Annotated in this window: 17 protein-coding genes and 2 pseudogenes; 11 read left to right on the plus strand and 8 right to left on the minus strand. The window is 41.9% G+C overall.

Going from position 1 to position 18,447, the window contains the following annotated elements; all coding sequences use genetic code 11:
* Positions 1-17: 17 nt before the first annotated feature.
* Complete coding sequence (locus V1498_RS09645; RefSeq protein ID WP_409298580.1) at positions 18-887, plus strand: proline iminopeptidase-family hydrolase; 870 nt, start codon at positions 18-20, stop codon at positions 885-887.
* Positions 888-1,305: 418 nt separating this feature from the next.
* Complete coding sequence (locus V1498_RS09650; RefSeq protein WP_409298582.1) at positions 1,306-2,430, plus strand: CAP domain-containing protein; 1,125 nt, start codon at positions 1,306-1,308, stop codon at positions 2,428-2,430.
* Between the two features lie 489 nt (positions 2,431-2,919).
* On the opposite strand, the gene V1498_RS09655 is transcribed toward V1498_RS09650, so the two are convergent.
* Together V1498_RS09655 and V1498_RS09660 are read right to left on the minus strand one after the other, a co-directional pair.
* Positions 2,920-4,386, minus strand: coding sequence for an IS1182 family transposase (locus V1498_RS09655; RefSeq protein WP_409293864.1), 1,467 nt, complete (start codon positions 4,384-4,386; stop codon positions 2,920-2,922).
* 327 nt (positions 4,387-4,713) lie between these two features.
* Positions 4,714-5,541 carry a GDSL-type esterase/lipase family protein gene (locus tag V1498_RS09660; RefSeq protein ID WP_409298583.1) on the minus strand — a complete coding sequence of 276 codons (828 nt, stop codon included), beginning with the start codon at positions 5,539-5,541 and terminating at the stop codon, positions 4,714-4,716.
* Positions 5,542-5,704: 163 nt separating this feature from the next.
* On the opposite strand from V1498_RS09660, the gene V1498_RS09665 reads away from it, so the two are divergent.
* On the plus strand, positions 5,705-5,833 hold the full coding sequence (locus tag V1498_RS09665) for a YfhE family protein (protein WP_409298584.1): 129 nt from the start codon (positions 5,705-5,707) through the stop codon (positions 5,831-5,833).
* 632 nt (positions 5,834-6,465) lie between these two features.
* On the plus strand, positions 6,466-6,858 hold the full coding sequence (locus tag V1498_RS09670) for a DUF2512 family protein (protein WP_409298586.1): 393 nt from the start codon (positions 6,466-6,468) through the stop codon (positions 6,856-6,858).
* A gap of 52 nt (positions 6,859-6,910) precedes the next feature.
* Here V1498_RS09670 and V1498_RS09675 read toward each other — a convergent pair whose 3' ends face one another.
* Positions 6,911-7,762: a DegV family protein gene (locus tag V1498_RS09675; protein ID WP_409298587.1), complete on the minus strand. Its 852-nt coding sequence runs from the start codon at positions 7,760-7,762 to the stop codon at positions 6,911-6,913.
* 389 nt (positions 7,763-8,151) lie between these two features.
* Between V1498_RS09675 and V1498_RS09680 the strand changes: the two genes are divergently transcribed.
* The 3 genes and pseudogenes from V1498_RS09680 to V1498_RS09690 all read left to right on the plus strand — a co-directional run.
* Positions 8,152-8,715 (plus strand): tyrosine-type recombinase/integrase, encoded by a 564-nt coding sequence (locus tag V1498_RS09680; protein WP_409298589.1) that lies wholly within the window; start codon positions 8,152-8,154, stop codon positions 8,713-8,715.
* A 35-nt stretch (positions 8,716-8,750) separates the two neighbouring features.
* Entirely contained in the window at positions 8,751-9,653 is a 903-nt protein-coding gene (locus V1498_RS09685) for a YitT family protein (RefSeq protein WP_409298591.1), read from the plus strand.
* A 372-nt stretch (positions 9,654-10,025) separates the two neighbouring features.
* Positions 10,026-10,909: pseudogene (locus V1498_RS09690) on the plus strand (IS1595 family transposase); the annotation flags it as partial.
* A 184-nt stretch (positions 10,910-11,093) separates the two neighbouring features.
* Here V1498_RS09690 and V1498_RS09695 read toward each other — a convergent pair.
* Both V1498_RS09695 and V1498_RS09700 read right to left on the minus strand, forming a co-directional pair.
* Complete coding sequence (locus tag V1498_RS09695) at positions 11,094-11,312, minus strand: AbrB/MazE/SpoVT family DNA-binding domain-containing protein (RefSeq protein WP_409298593.1); 219 nt, start codon at positions 11,310-11,312, stop codon at positions 11,094-11,096.
* Positions 11,313-11,437: 125 nt separating this feature from the next.
* Positions 11,438-12,229 (minus strand): hypothetical protein, encoded by a 792-nt coding sequence (locus V1498_RS09700; RefSeq protein ID WP_409298594.1) that lies wholly within the window; start codon positions 12,227-12,229, stop codon positions 11,438-11,440.
* 174 nt (positions 12,230-12,403) lie between these two features.
* Between V1498_RS09700 and V1498_RS09705 the strand changes: the two genes are divergently transcribed.
* Both V1498_RS09705 and V1498_RS09710 read left to right on the plus strand, forming a co-directional pair.
* Complete coding sequence (locus tag V1498_RS09705) at positions 12,404-12,676, plus strand: hypothetical protein (protein WP_409298596.1); 273 nt, start codon at positions 12,404-12,406, stop codon at positions 12,674-12,676.
* A gap of 104 nt (positions 12,677-12,780) precedes the next feature.
* Positions 12,781-12,929: pseudogene (locus V1498_RS09710) on the plus strand (IS1595 family transposase); the annotation flags it as partial.
* A gap of 393 nt (positions 12,930-13,322) precedes the next feature.
* Here the strand turns inward: V1498_RS09710 and V1498_RS09715 are convergent.
* Entirely contained in the window at positions 13,323-14,597 is a 1,275-nt protein-coding gene (locus tag V1498_RS09715) for an IS110 family transposase (protein WP_409296801.1), read from the minus strand.
* A gap of 105 nt (positions 14,598-14,702) precedes the next feature.
* Positions 14,703-15,578, minus strand: coding sequence for an acetamidase/formamidase family protein (locus V1498_RS09720; protein ID WP_409298598.1), 876 nt, complete (start codon positions 15,576-15,578; stop codon positions 14,703-14,705).
* A gap of 186 nt (positions 15,579-15,764) precedes the next feature.
* Here V1498_RS09720 and V1498_RS09725 point away from each other — a divergent pair, with 186 nt between their 5' ends.
* Positions 15,765-17,003, plus strand: a complete 1,239-nt coding sequence (locus V1498_RS09725; RefSeq protein ID WP_409298599.1) for a cysteine desulfurase-like protein — start codon at positions 15,765-15,767, stop codon at positions 17,001-17,003.
* A gap of 88 nt (positions 17,004-17,091) precedes the next feature.
* Here the strand turns inward: V1498_RS09725 and V1498_RS09730 are convergent, their stop codons facing one another.
* Positions 17,092-17,244, minus strand: coding sequence for a Spo0E family sporulation regulatory protein-aspartic acid phosphatase (locus tag V1498_RS09730; protein ID WP_409298601.1), 153 nt, complete (start codon positions 17,242-17,244; stop codon positions 17,092-17,094).
* Positions 17,245-17,885: 641 nt separating this feature from the next.
* Between V1498_RS09730 and V1498_RS09735 the strand changes: the two genes are divergently transcribed.
* The gene (locus tag V1498_RS09735; RefSeq protein WP_409298603.1) at positions 17,886-18,356 is read left to right on the plus strand and encodes a hypothetical protein; all 471 of its coding nucleotides are present in this window, start codon (positions 17,886-17,888) and stop codon (positions 18,354-18,356) included.
* The last annotated feature ends 91 nt before the right edge of the window (positions 18,357-18,447 follow it).

The following is an 18,447-nucleotide window of genomic DNA, read 5'->3' on the forward strand; positions in this document are numbered from 1 at the left end:
ACTGGAGAGAGGCATACATGATTGAAGAGGGATTTTTAGATGTGACTGGCGGCAGGGTTTGGTACAGGCGGTTTGGAAGCGGCAAGAATGCAGCGCCCCTGCTGGTTCTTCATGGCGGCCCGGGAAGCTCCCATCTGCCGCTTGAGGCACTTGATGAATTAGCAGAAGAAAGGGATATTATTTATTACGACCAGCTTGGCGGAGGATACTCCGAACGTCCGGAAGATACGGATTTATGGCATATTGACCGTTTTGTCGAAGAACTGGATCTGGTCAGGAAAGGTCTTTCACTAGATGTTGTACACATATTAGGACATTCCTGGGGCACCACTCTATTGGCTGCCTATCTCCTGACAAAGCCTGAAGGGGTAAAAAGCGCAATATTCTCAAGTCCGTGCCTGAGTGCCGCCATGTGGGCTGACGATCAAAAAAGGCTGCTGCTCGATATGCCCCAGGATATCCAGGAAATCATCAACCGCTGCGAGGCTGAGGGGACTACGGACAGCCAGGAGTATAAGGATGCATCAAAACAATATTATAAGAAGCATTTATGCCGGATTGACCCGCTGCCTGAAGTATCTGTTAAAGGGATGAAGCTTGGAAACTCAGAAATTTACAATCTTATGTGGGGGCCTTCTGAATTTTGTGTCACCGGGAATTTGAAAGATTTTGATGCGACCCCGAGGCTGGGTGAGCTGTCCCTGCCCGCCCTCTACCTTTGCGGAAAATATGATGAAGCTACTCCGGAATCCACCGGATTCTTCAGCACATTGACACCCCGTTCAGAATTCCATGTGTTTGAGAAAAGCTCACATACTCCGTATCTTGAGCAGACGGGTGAATATATGAATATAGTGGGGAGCTTTCTTAGGAGAACAGAAGGCTGATCCACGAGCGGTTCCACCAGGGAACCGCTATTTTTCTGTGGAAAAGGGTCGGAGCTGCATGTATCATAATGCTTCCTGCCATTGGGCTTGACCATCATTTATCTTGCTGGCATTCCTGCCTGCGCCTTACTCCGCTCCACCGCCATTCCTTTCCAGGCATAGGCTGCGAGTAGAAAACTCATGTTTGTTTATGCTCTTTTTCTAAAAAGCTGCTGTTTTTATATGTTCAATCAGTAGATTGCTCCTGCAGCGGAATCCATTACAGCCCCGTGTATGCGAGAACATCTTTTTTCATTTGGGTCCAGGTGCTGCGCGGCATAATCCTGTTCAGTATGCGGAGTCTAGGGTAAAATATAAAGTACTCTATCTCAGGGTTTTGTTCTCTGTAGTGCTGGCAAGAATGGTAAGGGGTGAAAATATGAAACGACTGCTCATTTTGATTATATTGGTTTCATTCTCATGGATTTTGTTAAAGGACAGCCAGGGTCTACCCGGCGGCTTACAGGATATAAAGGCAAAATTGACTTCTTTGAAGGAAGACGAAAATCTTGCCAAAAAGATCGAAGAAACTGCCTCGGGATTTGGGGATTTTGCTCAAAAGCTGAAACAATCTGTTGAAGATATACCAGGACAGAAAGATCAATTGCAGACTAAGCTTTTGGATAAACCGGCACTATCAGCACCAAAAAATCAAGTGTTTTCGATCTATAATATCGAATTGGGAGATACCCGCTCAGAAATTGAAAAGCGGTTAGGAAAGCCAAAACGGGAAACTTATAATGAATATGGACTAAAATGGTCGGTTTATCATAAGGATTATCAACGGTTTACCATGATTTCCTATGATGAAAACAATAAAGCGGCAGGATTATACACAAACCAGGATTTGATCACGTCCACAAAAGGAATTGAATATGGCAGCAATAAGGCTGATGCGCAAAGGAAACTTGGTAAGCCGCTCGACAGGATCCAGAAAGGGCTCATTTCCTATCTCATCCCAAAAGAAAGAGATTATGACACTTATCTGCTTGGAGGAACTTATACCACGATTTTTTATGATAAACATCAAGAAAATACGGTAACCGCCATCCAGATTATCAGAAAGGATATCGAGCAGGACAAACGGACGTTTTATGCCAAGCCAGACAGCAAATTGGAAGCGGGCTTTGAATACCAGCTTTTTGATTTGGTCAATGCCTCAAGGCTGGTACATGGCCTCGGCCCATTGACGTGGGATGCCCATATTAAGCAGACGGCACAAAAGCATAGTGCAGACATGGCTGCGCACCATTATTTTGATCATACCAACCTACAGGGGTTATCTCCTTTTGACCGAATGAAGGAAGATAACATCCGCTACCGGACGGCAGGGGAAAATATTGCCTATGGCCAGCTCAGCAGTGTGTATGCTCATGAAGGGCTGATGAACTCGCTTGGGCACAGGGAAAATATCCTGAAGCAGGATTATGAGCGGCTTGGTGTGGGAGTGGCTTTCAATGAGGAATCACAGCCATATTATACTCAGAACTTTTTTACACAATAGCAGCAGAAGAGCGGTGAACCAAAGGGATGCCGGCTGACAAATACCATGGAATCGGTACAGTCCTAAAAGATTGTCGAATCCATGGTTCTTTTCATGTGGAAAAGGGGGGAGCTGCATGTTTCATAAAGCTTACTGCAGCCAGATGTGGTGACCATCATTTATCTCGCTGGCATTCCTGCCGCGCCTTACTCCGCTCCAGCGCTTTATTGTGTATGTTCCTGTCCTTGTCCAGGTTTCTTTCCATACATGGGCTGCGATTAGAAAACCCGTGTATGGATTATATAAAGGAGTTGAAAATGAAATATAAGTAGACATAACATAATTATTGTTGTAATACGCAATAGCAAAAAAAGCCCCGGCTATGTGGGAGGCCACTGAAAATCTTCCAATTTTTTAGATTTTCTAAAGAATCCAAACGAAAAAAACCGATTCACTTCCATGTTTTTGGAAGTGAATCGGTTCTTTTTCTGTTTTTTTCTCTTTTTGCTTTTATTTTTGTACCATCAGTTTTAGAATTCTTTTTAAATTGACTGTAAATATGGCCATGGCACCTTGCATTTCCATGCCAATCAGACCCGAGGATGTGGCTACATCATACCCGTGCCTGTGTTTCAATTCGCTATTCTTCGCCTCTATTTTATACCGTTCTTTTGATTTCTCTTTGAAGTACTCACTTTCCTGAAACACTGCCTGATCAGAGTGTTCAGGTGACTTCAACGAAACAGAATACGTCTTGCTTTTCGCTCCTTCTTTATAACAACCTTCCCTTAACGGGCAACGCTTGCATTTTTCAATATCAAAATAATAGGTATCTACCTGGTTCCTGCCGTTACTGTCCGTATGTTTCTTCCCTTGTCGAGCCTTCCTGATTGCGAGGTGTCCTCCTTTACATACATACATCCCAGCGTCCTTATTGAATTCAAATTCATTTTCCTTACTACGAGTGCCTTGGGTAATATTTGGATTCAATTTGGCAATCAATTCAATTTCGTTTGTCTTGCTATAGATAATATTCTCTTTTTCTGAATATGCCGTATCGCCAATCACCGTTTCAATCTTCATACCAGCTTCTTTGCTTTTCTCAATAAGAGTATGAAGTTGCTTGCCATCATTTTTGTCGCCTGTCGTAATCACAGCTGCCGTGATAATTCGTTCCTCGCTCATCGCCAGGTGGGTCTTATATCCAAAGAATGAAGTATCTGCTGTCTTGTGTCCCACCTTCGCATCCTGATCCTTTGAACATTGGAGCTGTTCCAAGTCATCTGAGACTGTCTCTTTCAATAGGTTCAGCTGTTCCTTAACGGCCGGATAATGGACTATTGTCTCTTCCTTTTCGATCACTTCAATAAGTTTTTGTGAATAAGTAATTTCATCCTCCAACACATCCGTTTTTTTCTTGGGAGGGAATTTGGACTTCATGGATTCATCGATTTGGTAAATCGCCTTCCTCAGCTTCTTGGAGCGCTCCATCAGAACTTCCTTCGGTTTCATCTGATTATAACGGGCTTTTGTATGAGTGGCATCGACGATAATGGAATTGCTTTTGATAATCTCTTTTTCTAAGGCAATCTCTACCGTTTTATTAATAAGCAAATCCAGGAGGTTGCTATCCTTTAACCTCAATTTACGGAATTTGGTCAGGGAGCTCGGGTTTATAACTTCCTCTTCTGGAGTCATGTCCAGGAAATATTTGAAGGACATATCGTATTTGGAACGCTCAATAATATCCATGTCCGAAAGGTCATGGATGGTTTTTAATAATAGGTATTTGAACATTCGGATCGGGTCGATTGCGTTCCGGCCATTATCAAGGCAATACTTATCCTGGAGCTCTTCGTAAACAAAGGTAAAGTCGACCAGATCATTAATCTGGCGCAACATATTATCCTTTGGCACGATAAGGTCATAGAGACCCATATAAGGACTTAGTTTGATTGATTGTTGCATTGGCATCATTGGAACCACCCATTTCGAATAGATTACCTTTATTATAAAATAAAAACCGCCCGAATCCCTTAAAAAAGTCAGGAATTTGGACGGCTTATAGTTTGTCTAAAATATAGGTTCAGTAGCACTAGGTTGATTGGAACGGAAGGTGCGGAGACTCCTGCGGGATTAGCGGGACAGGTGAGACCCCGCAGGCGCTATAGCGCTGAGGAGGCTCACCGCACGCCCCGCGGAAAGCGTAGCATCCTGGAGTGGAAATCAACCGTCCAATTTAACAAAGCTATCCTTTAAGGACTTTTTCAGTGCCCTCCTATGTGGCCGGGGCTTTTCATTTGGTCATGACTTCAACGGACTGGTCCGCTTCTCAAGCTGATGGATCATTTGCTTGGAAATGGCTGCATATCCTTCTGAATTTGGATGGATGCCATCCGGAGAAAGATATCTGATATTCCTGCCATTGATGACACGGGTGGTTTCAATGACAACAGCAGAATCCATTTTGCTTGATGCTTCATAAATCATAAGATTCCATTGTGGAAGCAATTTACTGCCTAAGCTGTAAAATGGGCTGTCCTCCGGAAGGGGATTATATAATTCGAGCATAAGAACGGCCGCCTCCGGATTCAAGGCAGTGATATGGGCTGAAATGGCAGTCAGGTTATCAGTGAACGAGGACTGAAGCTTATTGAAGGTTTTGATAGCTTCATAAATATCCCGGCTTGCGGAAGCTGCTTTCAGCAGGTCATTGCCTCCAATGTTCAAGGTGATTAGATCGGCGTTTTTGATTTGTTCATCAAACGTGCCTTCCTCAATCAGGGATCTGAGTGTGGCGCTTGTGATGCCATTGATCCCCTCATTCTGGTACGTGACAGATTTCCCTGTCATCCGGCCAAGTTCAGTGGAGAAATCGGAAACCAGGTTATGGCCGTCATTGCTGCCATATCCCTTTATAACAGAATCACCAAGAGCCAGATGGCTGATCTGGGATTTCGGACTGTTTTTATAATAATCCAGATAAGAAGAATGGTTCTTTGCTGTCATGGTTTGTTCTTCATTCCCTTTTGCTTTAAGTTTATTCAGTTGATAGTCAGGATAATAGAGCAATAAGCCCAGGGACAATGCAGCAAGCAGAAGCGCGGCGAGAATGATTTTGATGAATTTCATTTATTTCCTCCTATCTGATACTATTATATCAAAATTTACAAGATATTTACAGAAGGGCGCCTGGGGATATTCTGAACTAGAAGGTTAAGTCCCTGCCTTTGTAAAGGTTTTCTCAAGAACTGGAAGGGTATATCACAATTAACAACCTAAGGAGGGATGCTCCATGCAAAAGAAACCTCAAGACTCAAAGCAAAATCATGGGCTTACCGGCACTCAGGAAGTTCATTACAGCAAGGAATTTAAATTGGCAGATAAGGCAAGACGGAATTCTATCCAGCAAAGTAAAAAGTGAGCAGGCTGTGAGCACTCTATCTTTTCAGGGATAGGGTGTTCTTTTGTTATTCACACCTACTTGCGGACATTCTTTAAAATGCCGAGGAACTCTATCCATGAGGGATGCTGCCAATGAAAGCTAAATCGCCGGTTCCATCAAAGAAAAGTCCTGACAACAGCCTGCCCTTATTAATGGAGGGATATCAATTCATTCAAAGAAGAGCCGGAAAGATAACTCAGATATATTTAAGACCAGGCTGCTTGGCTAGAAGGTGATTTGTATCAGCGGAGTGGAACGGATAAGCTGTTTTATGATTACTCCCGATTCCAGCGAAAAGGAGCTGCCCCAAAATGAATCGAAACGGTTTATCCCTGAACACTTCAGGGAATGCAGGGAGGCTTATTCGATTTATTTCCCAAATGTGGGGGGAGAGGAGGAAAGCGGACACAGATTACGATCACAACCATGGAGGATAGCCTCGTAAGACTTCCACTTTCAAGACTGGATTATTCAGTCCCGGAACAGGATCTGACGATAAGCATGAAAAGAAATGCTTACTCTTTGGATAGCATTGAACTGTAAAAATTAGGGTTTCCTTAAGCTGAAAAGGGTATATAAAAAGCAGACAAAGCATAAAGGAGGAAAAAGGAATGCATCATGTAAAGGCTATAGTCATTAAATTTGTCATGATTACCCTGGTCCTTGGAATCATTGTTACCGGCATCTTTGGGGGAGAATTCAGTGATACTTTATTGATTAGCGTCATTTTGACCGTGTTCGCCTATCTTCTTGGTGATATTTTTATCTTCCGCGGTACGAAGAATGATACAGAATACTCAAAACGCAATATGGTTGCCACCATCTCTGATATTGTAATGGCATTCATCCTTATCTGGCTCTTGGGTAACGCTCTTTATACAGATACCGAACAAACCCTTGCTGCAGCCCTGATATCTGCCGTTATCATCGGCGGAGGCGAATGGTTTTTCCACAAATACCTTGCGAATAATGTTTTTCATGAAAGAAACCGCGGGGCTGCTTAATAGTAAAACAAAAAAGGGAGCTGCAAATGCAGTTCCTTTTTTAGAGAAAACATTATTTCTCAATAACCCAGGAGAGCCCCATCGTTCCTGCACCAGTATGAACTCCGGCTGCTGGTATAAGCATGGTAATTTCTGTATCTATATCGGGGTGGGCTTCTTTTACCAGGAGTTCAAGTTTTTCCGCTTTATCCTGCTCATTCGCATGGACGATTGCGGCTTTCGCAATCTTAAAAAGCTTCTTTTCTTCTCCAAGGGCGTCGACCAGCCAATTCATTGCCCTTTTCTCAGTACGTACTTTATCCTTTATTTTTGCTTCCCCATCTTCTATTGACAAAATAGGATTGATTTTAAACAAGGTGGCAAGTACCTTCTGTCCGCTTGTTACCCTGCCGCTCTTCTGGAGCTGATTCAGGTTTGAAGGAACAAGATAGAGCCTGGTTGTATCGAGGATGCCTTTCAATTCTGAAATTACTTCCTCTGCGCCAGCACCTTCCTCAGCGAGGGAGATTCCTTTTTTAACTAGAAACGAAAGGGGATAGGAGCCTGTCTCAGAGTCCAGTGCATGCAATTTGAATCCGGCTATTTCAGCAGCCATGATAGAAGTCTTATACGTCCCGGTCAGCTTGCTGGAAGCATGAATGGCTACCCCTTCGTCATATTCCGTTTTTAATTTCTCATATAACTCAACAAATTCGCCGACAGAAGGCTGGGAAGATTGAAAGGTTCCTTCTTCCGTAGACATCCGTTCGTAGAATTCTTTTTCAGTGATATCAATTGTCTCTCTGTATGAGGTTTGATTAATCACAACATTTAAAGGAATAACATGTATGTTGTGCTTCTTGATATATTCAGAATCTAAAGTACTGGTTGTATCTGTGATCCAGGCAATTTTTGGCTTTTTCATGGTCCGAATCCTCCTATGAAGTAAATCTGCTGTATGATAGTCTTTTGCTTATATTGTGCAGGAAGTAAGTACAAAAAAACATACACAAATGTCATGCTTACAGGTATGGAGAGAAAAAATTATCAAATCTAGTGATCGTTTGAGGGGGTATATTCATTAGCAGGGGTGCAAAATAGAGCGAAGGCAGCCGTCCATTCTGGAGGCAAAATAAAAAGCCCGGAAAACCCGGGCCCTACTGCTGCGACCGGTTAAGTCCCGCAACGAGTATATTTATAATTTAACCAATTAACTTCAAATTAAACCACTTTGTTCTTATTTATAAGCATATTCTTATGCGATGTAACATAATAAATGATATTATAAAGATATGTTACATTCTGGAGGCGGACATGAACTGTGTAGATCCATTCAAGGATGTTGAACAGATTAAGGCAATCAAAAAGTATTTGCGGGAACACTCTTATAGGGACTTGCTCTTATTTGTGATGGGAATCAATACTGGACTAAAAATTAGTGAGATATTATCTATCAAAGTATCGGATGTACGTGGAAAAGGAAATAAGATAAAAACATCATTCGTTCTGTCCTCTGATGAAAGCACTCAAAGGGAAATCCATTTAAACGCCACTTTAAGAAACACCCTCATTGAGTATCTCGGCGACTCTGGCCTTTCTTCTGAGGATTACATTTTTATATCCCCAAAAACAAAGAAGCCGATAAGCCGTGTACAGGCGCATCGGATTATTCATGATGCTGTGAATGCGCTGGGTATCCAGGGGAGCTATGGAGCAAGCTCCATGCGCAAAACGTTTGGATATCATGCTTACAAAAAGGGTGTTTCCATTTCCCTGATTCAGAAGCACTATCAGCATTCGACACCCTCAGAAACCTATAAATACCTGGGAATTAAAAAGGAAGAGCCGGTAAATACGATTTTTGATGTAAATCTGTAGATCTTTTGCGTTGTTAATAAGAAAGGTGTGAGTTTATGAACCATATTATTGAGGATGACAGCCTGTCCATTGCTAAAATCCAGCATAAAAGGATTTCAAAAGGCAGGCTGGCTGTTCGTGTGATCATGATTACCATAGGGGCCCTGCTTATGGCGACCGGCCTTGAAATTTTCCTTATACCGAACCAGGTTATTGATGGGGGAATAACAGGCGTTTCAATCATGCTCTCCTATCTAACAAGCTGGGAACTTGGAATCTTCCTCCTTTTACTGAATTTGCCCTTCATTTATCTGGGATATAAACAGATTGGCAAAACATTCGCATTTTCCTCTATATATGGAATCGTAATGCTTTCCATCTTTGCTACACTATTCCATCCTGTGCCACCTTTTACAGAGGATATTCTCCTGGCAACCATATTTGGCGGAATGGCCCTCGGAGTAGGAATCGGCCTGGTTATTCGTAACGGCGGTGCTCTGGATGGAACAGAAATCCTTGCAATTGTGGTCAACAAAAGGGTTCCTTTTTCCGTTGGGGAAATTGTTATGTTCGTAAACATATTCATTCTTGGCGCTGCAGGGTTTGTCTTCACATGGGACCGCGCCATGTATTCCATACTGGCTTATGTGATAGCTGCCAAGGCGATAGATACCGTGGTGGATGGATTTGAAGAATCTAAATCTGCCTGGATCATCAGCGATCAAATTACAGAAATTGGCGAAGCCATCAATGCCCGGCTTGGCCGGGGAGTGACGTATCTACATGGAGAAGGAGCATATACAGGTGACGATAAGAAAGTCATATTCTGTATCATCACCCGTCTGGAGGAATCCAAACTTATATCACTTGTCGAGGATATAGATTCGACAGCCTTCCTGGCGATTGGAGATATCGCCGAGGTTAGGGGCGGCCGTTTTAAGAAGAGAAGCATCCACTAAGGCGGGAAAGCTGTAACATTCCGGAGCTGAATTATTAGATAAAATTATAAATCAAAATGACACCCCCATAGCCGTATTGTGCAATACGGCAGATGGAGGTGTTTTTTATATGGGTTAATGCTGTGAGTGAATGTCACCTGGTTCTATTTTAATTCCTGAGAAGGAGCACAATAAATGGTCCGGGCTATTGCATAGAGCAGCCAGATGTCTCTGTCTGTTAAGGCAGGTAATGAAACAAAGGGATTGGCTGCTATATGCGGGGAATCCCTTTTAAAAAAAGCTATGTTAAATAATTCTGTTGAAATATGAAAAAAACGAAATTTCTTGTTCTATAATGAGTATGTAAAAAAGGACGAGAGCGAGTTGTTAAAAATGGCAATGAAGGAAATTATCCCAGAAATTAGCAAACTGAGTACGGCAGACCAATACCGTTTAAAAGAGTTCTTTACTAAATCTTTGGCTTCCTATTCTGCAAGCGAACCTGTTTTTTAAAGAGGTTTCAGAGCGGAAGCATAAAGATGGATTAACTTGTTCACATTGCCATTCTAATAACGTTGTTCGTTTCGGTAAATACAGTGTCAAGATGGGAACTCGCAATCTAGAACGACAGCGTTATCGCTGTAAGGATTGTGGGAAGACGTTTACTGATGTTACGAATACTCCTCTTTATCGTACTCATATGCCTCACAAATGGCTAGAGTTCGTTCAGTGTATGATAGAAGGTTTATTCACTTCGTAAATCGGCAGAACTTTTAGAAGTTCATTATGTAACCCTGTTTTATTGGAGACACAAACTACTTTCAGCTATTAAAGAGATGGACTTTAAGCAATTTGAAGGTATTGTGGAAATGGATGAGACTTATTTTCTGTACTCATAAACAGGCAAACGTAAGGTAGAAGGACGAAAAGCTCGAAAACGTGGTGGTTCTTCTTCAAAGCGAGGCATCAGTAAAGAACAAGTCTGTGTTCTTGTGGCAAGAGACCGTCAAAAAGCAACATACTCGTAAGTGATTGGTCAGGGACGAATTGTAAAAGCTCGATTAGATGAAGCTATCGGCTACATACTGTCTCCTTCCAATATTTTATGTACTGATGCTTGACGAGCTTTTATGACGTATGCAAAAGAAAAAGGACTTGAATATTACAGATTTGAATCAGATGGTAAAGAACGTGTTCGAGGAGTGTATCATATCCAGAATGTAAATAGTTATCACAGTAGGTTGAAAGGCTGGATAAATCGTTTTAATGGTGTGGCAATATTAACATACCCAAAATAAAATGTAAAATGCAGGATATTTTTTTAATTCCGACTGTGCCAACTCTGAAATTATACGAACAATTTCTTTTGCCGACATGAAATTTCGTTCGTGCTAGATAAGTTTGGCCAGAATTTTTAAGTGATTATGTTCGTCTTTTACGAGGGAGGGGATACCCACCCATTTAATCGCTCCCTTTTTCTTTTATGTATTGTTCTACTACGCCTCTAATTAATGTTTCAAGGTTATTAGTGATTTTTTCTTTGCTGATAATGATAATATCAGCTTCTTTATTGTACTCAATTTCCACTTCATCTTTATAAGTAACGCCAAACTCTTCAAGCAGAGGGGAAGGGATTCTAATTCCTAACGAATTGCCAACCTTTACTATGCTTCTCTTCAACCATAACAGCAGCCTTAGAAATAAAAATATACAGGGAATATTGATACCCTTTCTCATATGATAGCATATTGTGATATAGAAATAAAAAAACGCTTCTTGCTATAGCAGAAGCGCTTCTTGAAACTTTAATATCCAACTACATTATTTGAGAGCGTCTGGTATAAATCATACCTGATTACAACCTTCTTTATATTTTTCAGACCAGAATCTGAATATATATTTTCATACAGATCCCAATGGTATCGCTTAGTATATGAGTTATAAGCTCTATAACATTTTGAAGTAGTATAGGATGGATCTAAATAATTGTTTATCCAGCCAGACGCTGTTACAGCTATCCCAGCTACAGCAGTTGCACCCTTTGGACCAAACCTATAACCAGCTCCTACAGTTATGGCAGTAAATACACCCTCAATAGCTGATTCGATGTAACCAACAGTCTTATCACTAAAATCCCTTCTGCCTGATGCCATTAATGCGCCACTACCAGGAAGTTCTTCAGCGTAGCCAGGTTCTGGTTCAACGTATGTATCAGTGTCAGGGGCGAGGTTAGCTTCAATCATAGCTTGGCTATTAGTATTCCCTGCTTTAGTTTCAGATACATAACTGTTAGCATCTTGAAGCATATCATCAGTTACTTCTTGTCCCTCATCAGTGATAATAGTTACTTCAACATCATCAACTTTAAAGTCAGCATTTTTAAACTTACTAGATGCCTTGTTCTTTGAATATTTTACACTGTCCTTCAATGATTTAAGCTGTTCGTTGGAGAGTTTGTCTTTTGACTTTGCCGATGATTGAGCCTCTTGGCTTTGGCTTGGGGTTTTTGTTACATCTGTGGTTGCAAATGATGTGGTAGATGGGAGTAACAAAGCACCAGCTATTCCAGAAACTAATAATTTTCTTTTGATTTCCATTTCTTTACCTCCTAGATATTGTAAGTGGGGTACAATTTAAGCATACACATTGTAATTATTTGGGGTATTAGGAAAATAAGTCTATTTTTTCAATATTTATCCTAAATATAATAAAACTAAATCTTTTCAATATTGACAATAATGATATTATTAATTGAAAAGGAGGGGGAAAAGTTGCTGTTTGGCAAGAAAATAAGTTTTGATTTTAATGGGACTCTGTTTCTCTGCTATTTAATGTTAGCTATTGCAGTGGTATTCAGCCTTGATAACCTTGTGTTCAGAGTTATAGGGGTTGTTCTATTGGTTTTGATATCAAGTAACGTGTATGACTTAATTGTAATGTCTACAAAAAACTGGAATCATAAAAAACTTAACCATCCGTTCATCAAAGGGTTAATAGTAATTTTCAGCATTGCATCATATGCCTTTATAGACGTAAACCTTTAAAGGCTGAAAAAGTTGGGAAAATTTTGTGAAAAAAATGAAAATAAAAACTCCAGTATAAAAATCTGGAGTTTTTTATGTTCTATATTGGAACGGTAGAGTGAAATTTTCCTAGTTTACATACAAAGTACCTCGACCATTATTTGAGTTGGTTTGAATTTCTTGAGCAAATTAAACATCTTAATGATGCCACCACCATTAGTAAATGATTGTTGATAGCTGCCTGTTCTCAACAGATATCACCTATGATAAACTCCCTCAGTTTAATTCGATTTTCTTCCGAATGCTCGCTTATTCGCAGGATTTCATACACCAAGGATATCATCCATTGGCTGTAGGAAGTAAATTGAGGACATTTAGCTACGTGGAGGCATGGTTAAATAAAGGAGTAAGTTTCATTCTCCACATTCTACCATATAATGTACATCTCCACGCCGCCCCTGGAGGCTTTCCCTCCCATGTCTCAACGGGTCAATGCCCTCTCATTCCTTCGTTATGCCTATCCAAGGGGTGGAGGCCAGTTATGCTAACGCAATGGGTCAGAGCCCTTTTGTTTAAGAAACCTGGTACTCCGTACATATTTGAAATCCTACGAATAAGCCAACACTCGATCTAAAGCTTCTCTACGAAACCGATTAAATGGGTTAAACTACGCTGCCAACTCCGTTATCGGTTGGACTTTCTTGGCACAATACGTTTCGTTTTTACGTGCTAATCCTACAAATATGCGTGCTAACTTGCCAACTAACTTCATGATGGATTTCATCTTTTTCATTTTCTTCACTTTAACATTGTTGGAGTGGATGGCCTTAAATTCTGGGTTGTTCATCACTAAGCTCATTGTGGCTAAATAAAGGAAACGCCTAAGCCTTGATCTTCCACGCTTGGAAATGACAATTCGCCCTTTCCACTTCCCAGAACTAGCTTCAGCGAGATGGAGTCCTGCATGGCGAAGTAAAGAATTGCCGTGTGAAAAACCACTTAAATCTCCTGCTTCCCCTAAAATACCAGCTAACGAAATTTCACTAATTCCCTTTATCATAAGCAACTTATCTGCGAATGGAATTTTAGGCAGTTCATCCTTAATTGCTAGTTCCACTCTTTCAAGTTGTTGAACCGCAAGGTCATACTCTTCGAGTAATTGTTCAAGATGAAATTTGTAAGCCTCTATTGCTTGTCTTGTACCAACAGATTTCCTGGCTACATTGAGCAGTAAATAGGCTTTCTTTAACCCAGGCTGTCTCTTCATGAGTGACTTCCAACCGGACACTATCTCTTCTGGCTTCATGGAACTCAGTTCCATCGGGGATGGGAAAAGCCGTAGTGTGGCAATCGCACCTTTAGCAGTGATGTCTTTAAATACTTGCCTAAGCTCAGGGAAAACTATATCCACCCAGCGATTTAATTGATTAACAGAGCTGACTAGTCTTTTAACAATGACATCCCGGTTGGACATTAGAACCCTAAGTTTTTCAAACGACTCAGAGGTATTCCTTACAAAGGCATAGTAACCGTTCTTCACCATATCGGCTATTACAAGAGCGTCTTTCTTATCACTTTTAGATTGGGTATTATCACGGTTTTCTTTATTTCTTTTCACCAGGTGAGGATTAACAGTTACTACCTCAATATCTTGTTTTATTAGCCATTTCGAAAGGTTGATCCAGTAATGACCTGTGGGTTCCATCCCGACAATAGCTGCCTCTAACTTATGTATTCTCTTAAGATTTTTCAACCAGTTTAATAGGGTCGAAAAACCGTCTTCATTGTTTGAGAAAGTGATTGGATCTCCTACAACAATCCCGCGGAAATTGACAGCCCTTGCAACGTGAAACTGTTGTGCAATATCAATTCCGACAACGAGATGCTTATCAGTAATTCTTTCAATTAGTTGATTTTGTTTGTCCTGCATTTTAAACTTCATAGTAAGGGTTCCTCCTAAGGTTTTGAGTTAGAGTCGTGTCTTACTCATATCTTACTGAGGAGCCCTATTTTTTTCAAAGTTGAAAAATAACGATCTACAGGAATGCTAATGCGGGACTGTCCCCATGGTGAACCGGGCGGTGGCCAGCGGGTTGACAGCCTGGGAGACTTGCAGGTGTCCTGTGGCGCTGCAGAGCATAGTCAGCTCGCTTTGAGTCAGGCCGGAGTGGGGAAGGAGGAAGTCGACCATTGCTTCGGCTGCTTTTTTTGCTGCCTCGTGCAGGGTGGGTGCAGAAGCCAGAGTTGAAAAGGAGCCTTCATTTTTCACGAGAGGACCGTCCAGACGTTGATTTTTAATAATATGTAAGCTCACCTCCACTGTCCCGCTTGTCTCGATGCCGGAAATTCCTACTTCTCCGTCCCCCATTGCAGCATGTAGATCTCCCAGCCCAAAGAGTGCACCTTCCGTAAAAACAGGCAGGTATAAGACTGCTCCTTCCTTAATTGAAAGGGTGTCGAGGTTTCCTCCATGAACTCCAGGCGTGCCTGCCGGGACAGCTCTGTCTGCTGGCGCCACCCCTATCACCCCTATCATCGGATTCAGGGATAGGTGGATGCTTTCGTTGAAAACGGCCTTATTGCCGCGGATCGGAATAATCTTCATTTCCGGTTCTTTCACAAGATGACCGAGGATTCCCTTTCCGGGACGGACGGTCATGACTCCTTCTTCGGCAATCCGCAGGCTGTGGATTTCCACTTTTAGTATATCCCCTGGTTCAGCTGATTCAATGTAGATGGGACCGGTAACTGGATTGATTTCTTCAGGTTTCAGACGATATAGATCTTCGGTCCGCTTTAGCTGATTTTTATAGCAATCATACGTTTCTATGAATATCCGGGTTCCTGATGGAACCTTTATAGCAGGTTCATGGTTTTTGCTGAAGGAATAAATCAGCTTTTCTTTGTGCAGGATCTGTGTCATGCCTATTTCCTCCCCATCTTAGAACACTGGTTTAAAACAAATATGTCTTTCTGATAATTATATTATAGAAGGGTTTTGGCAAAAAATCAGCGGGAACTGTCCGGATAAAATACTGGTATACAGGAGGGATTAAGAACATGCTTGTTTAAATAGTTATAGATGACTAAATTAGCAGGAGGAGTATCAATGAACCAGAACACACTTGTTTTTCCCATTCAAGCGGTCAGGAAACAATTTCCTGCCCTGGGCAGGATTTATAATGGAAGAGCTGCTGCCTATCTGGATGGTCCGGGCGGATCGCAGACAGTCCAAAGCGCCATTAAGGCCATTGCAGGCTATATGGAGAGAGGGGGAGCCAACCTGCATGGAAGATTTCCTTCAAGCCGGGAAACAGAAGAAATCATCAGGGGGGCAAGAAGCGCTGCGGCAGACTTCCTGAACACGAAGCCTGAGGAAATTGCCTTCGGCGCAAACATGACCACCCTTACGCTCGCCATATCCAGGGCACTAGGCCGATCCTGGGGCCCTGGCGATGAAATAGTCGTTACTGAAATGGATCACCATGCCAATATTGACCCATGGCTGCAGATTGCAGAAGACAGAGGGATGACGGTCAGATGGATAAAAGCGGATGTGGATGCCCTGACTTTGTCGCTGGATGATTTAGATGAAATCATTAATGAAAAAACGGTGCTTGTGGCTGTCGGCCTTGCCTCCAATGCGGTCGGGACCATTGTGGATACAGATAAAATTGTAAAGAGAGCAAAAGAAGCAGGTGCTCTGGTAGCCATGGATGCTGTTCATGCCGCTCCGCATTTTGCCATAGACCGGGATAAACTGGGTGCAGATATTCTTCTATGTTCGGCGTACAAGTTCTTCGGTCCACATATAGGAATTGCTGCCGTCAAGGAAGAAGTGTTTTCAAAGTTGAAGCCATACAAGCTCCAGCCTTCTCCTGCCTATTATCCAGACAAACTGGAAACGGGAACACAAAATCATGAAGGCCTTGCAGGGATTGAGCCGGCAATAGGCTTTTTTGAAAAGCTTGGCAGCGGGGAATCAAGGAGGGAAAGAATTGTTTCAGGACTCAGGGCAGCCGGGGAATATGAAGACATGCTTCAGGAATTGATCCGGAGTAGATTAGGCAGGATGCCGCACGTTGTCTTATATCAGGCTGCTGAAGATATCCCGAAAACACCGACTATTGCCTTTAAGGTGAAGGGTTTTGAGCCGGAAGAAGTGTGTTCTATTTTAGCTGAGCAGCATTCTCTTTTTCTTGCGAGCGGGGATTTTTATGCTGCCACACTTGGAGAAAGAACAGGGGTGAGTACTTCGGGCGGATGGATCCGTGCAGGGCTGGCCCCATATAATACAAAAGAAGAGGCATTAAGACTAATAGAGGCGGTCTCTGCGTTGAGAGGCTGACAGATAAGAAAAAGTAAGGAGGGCCCCCCTGGAAAAAGATTAATCACAGGAGCGGCTCTCTTATTCTTACATAGAATAATAGTCCTATTTAATTATTAAAAATTTTCCTTTGGTACTCTATAATTAATTCATCCAGTTTCTGGCTGAAGGCAATGGTTTCCTGGCTGTTCAGGCCTGTCTCAGCTGCAATGGAGAGCATCTCCTGCTGCATGGAATTTATTCTACTCAGAAGTTCATTCATTTTTGATTTCAACCTCTCACAGAACGATTACCATTAATTTTAAATTACTCATTTCGCAATTAGTACAAAATCATATAGACATTTTCTTATGATTTGCGACAAAAGACGTCCTTTCATTTATACAGATGTCCAACGGTTTCATTAAAACCATGTGCTTTCAGGCAATTAGGAACTTTGTCCCTGTCATTTCTCATTATTCTTCATAGTTTATTAGAAAAGCCGATGGGAGATACAGGAATGACTAAAAATAGAAAAGCAGGCGGTCTGTGCCTGTTTCCGGGGTACCGATGGTGCGGTCCTGGGTGCAGCGGTCCGGGGGCACCGATCAATGATGTGGATGGCTGCTGTTACAAACATGATTTATGCATAAGCCGTGGAAGGCCGAGGTGTGAATGTGACAAGGCCTTCATCAGATGCCTGGAAACAAAGAGGAGTCAGCATAGTGATAAGGGGCGTAAGGCATCACTGATGTATCATTTCATGAAACTGAAAACATTATTCTGTAAGTGAAAAAAATCCACAGTTTTTTAGCAAATCGTCTTATTTGCAGCAGGTTTTTGGAAAAAATTATCGAACTAAAATAATATTGAGTAAGCTGTTACTGTACAATCTAAGATTGCAGATGAAAGAGGGTTTAAGATTTGACTGGGAAATTTTTTGCGGACTATAGCCAATTCATTGTAATTCCAGAAGAAGAAAAAAAAACATCGACAAAAGAATTCAATCCGGCAGATTTTGCCTCTCATTTTATCTTGACGCTGTCTTTATATGATGCCTTGGTTACCAAATGGTCAGATGCAGGGAAATACGAAGTGGTGCCTGAAAAAGGCATAGAAACCGTTCTCGAGGATTTTAACTTGAGGCAGCGGGATGCAGTATATTTGCAGCTTCTGGAGCTGGATAAGGAAAAATCTTATTTTGTAATGGCGCTTTCAATCAAAGAAGAATTAAGCCGGGAGGAAAGCGCACTTAAAATCAGCCAAATAGTTGAGAAAATGCTGACCAATCCCTTTTATATAGGTCAGAGCTGGTATAAGCTCATTGGAGACAAAGGCAGAATCCAACGTAAGCTTTTTTGTTTTTCCTTCAAGGAATACACAGCAGGCGGATAGCGAAGCAAGCTGCAGCCGTGCTTTATCACTGGACAGACCCAATCTATTTCGGGCTTGAGCAAGGAGTGGCAAAAGATTTTACAGCTAAGAA

Source organism: Paraperibacillus marinus, assembly GCF_046237605.1.
Lineage (GTDB): Bacteria > Bacillota > Bacilli > Bacillales > DSM-1321 > Paraperibacillus > Paraperibacillus marinus.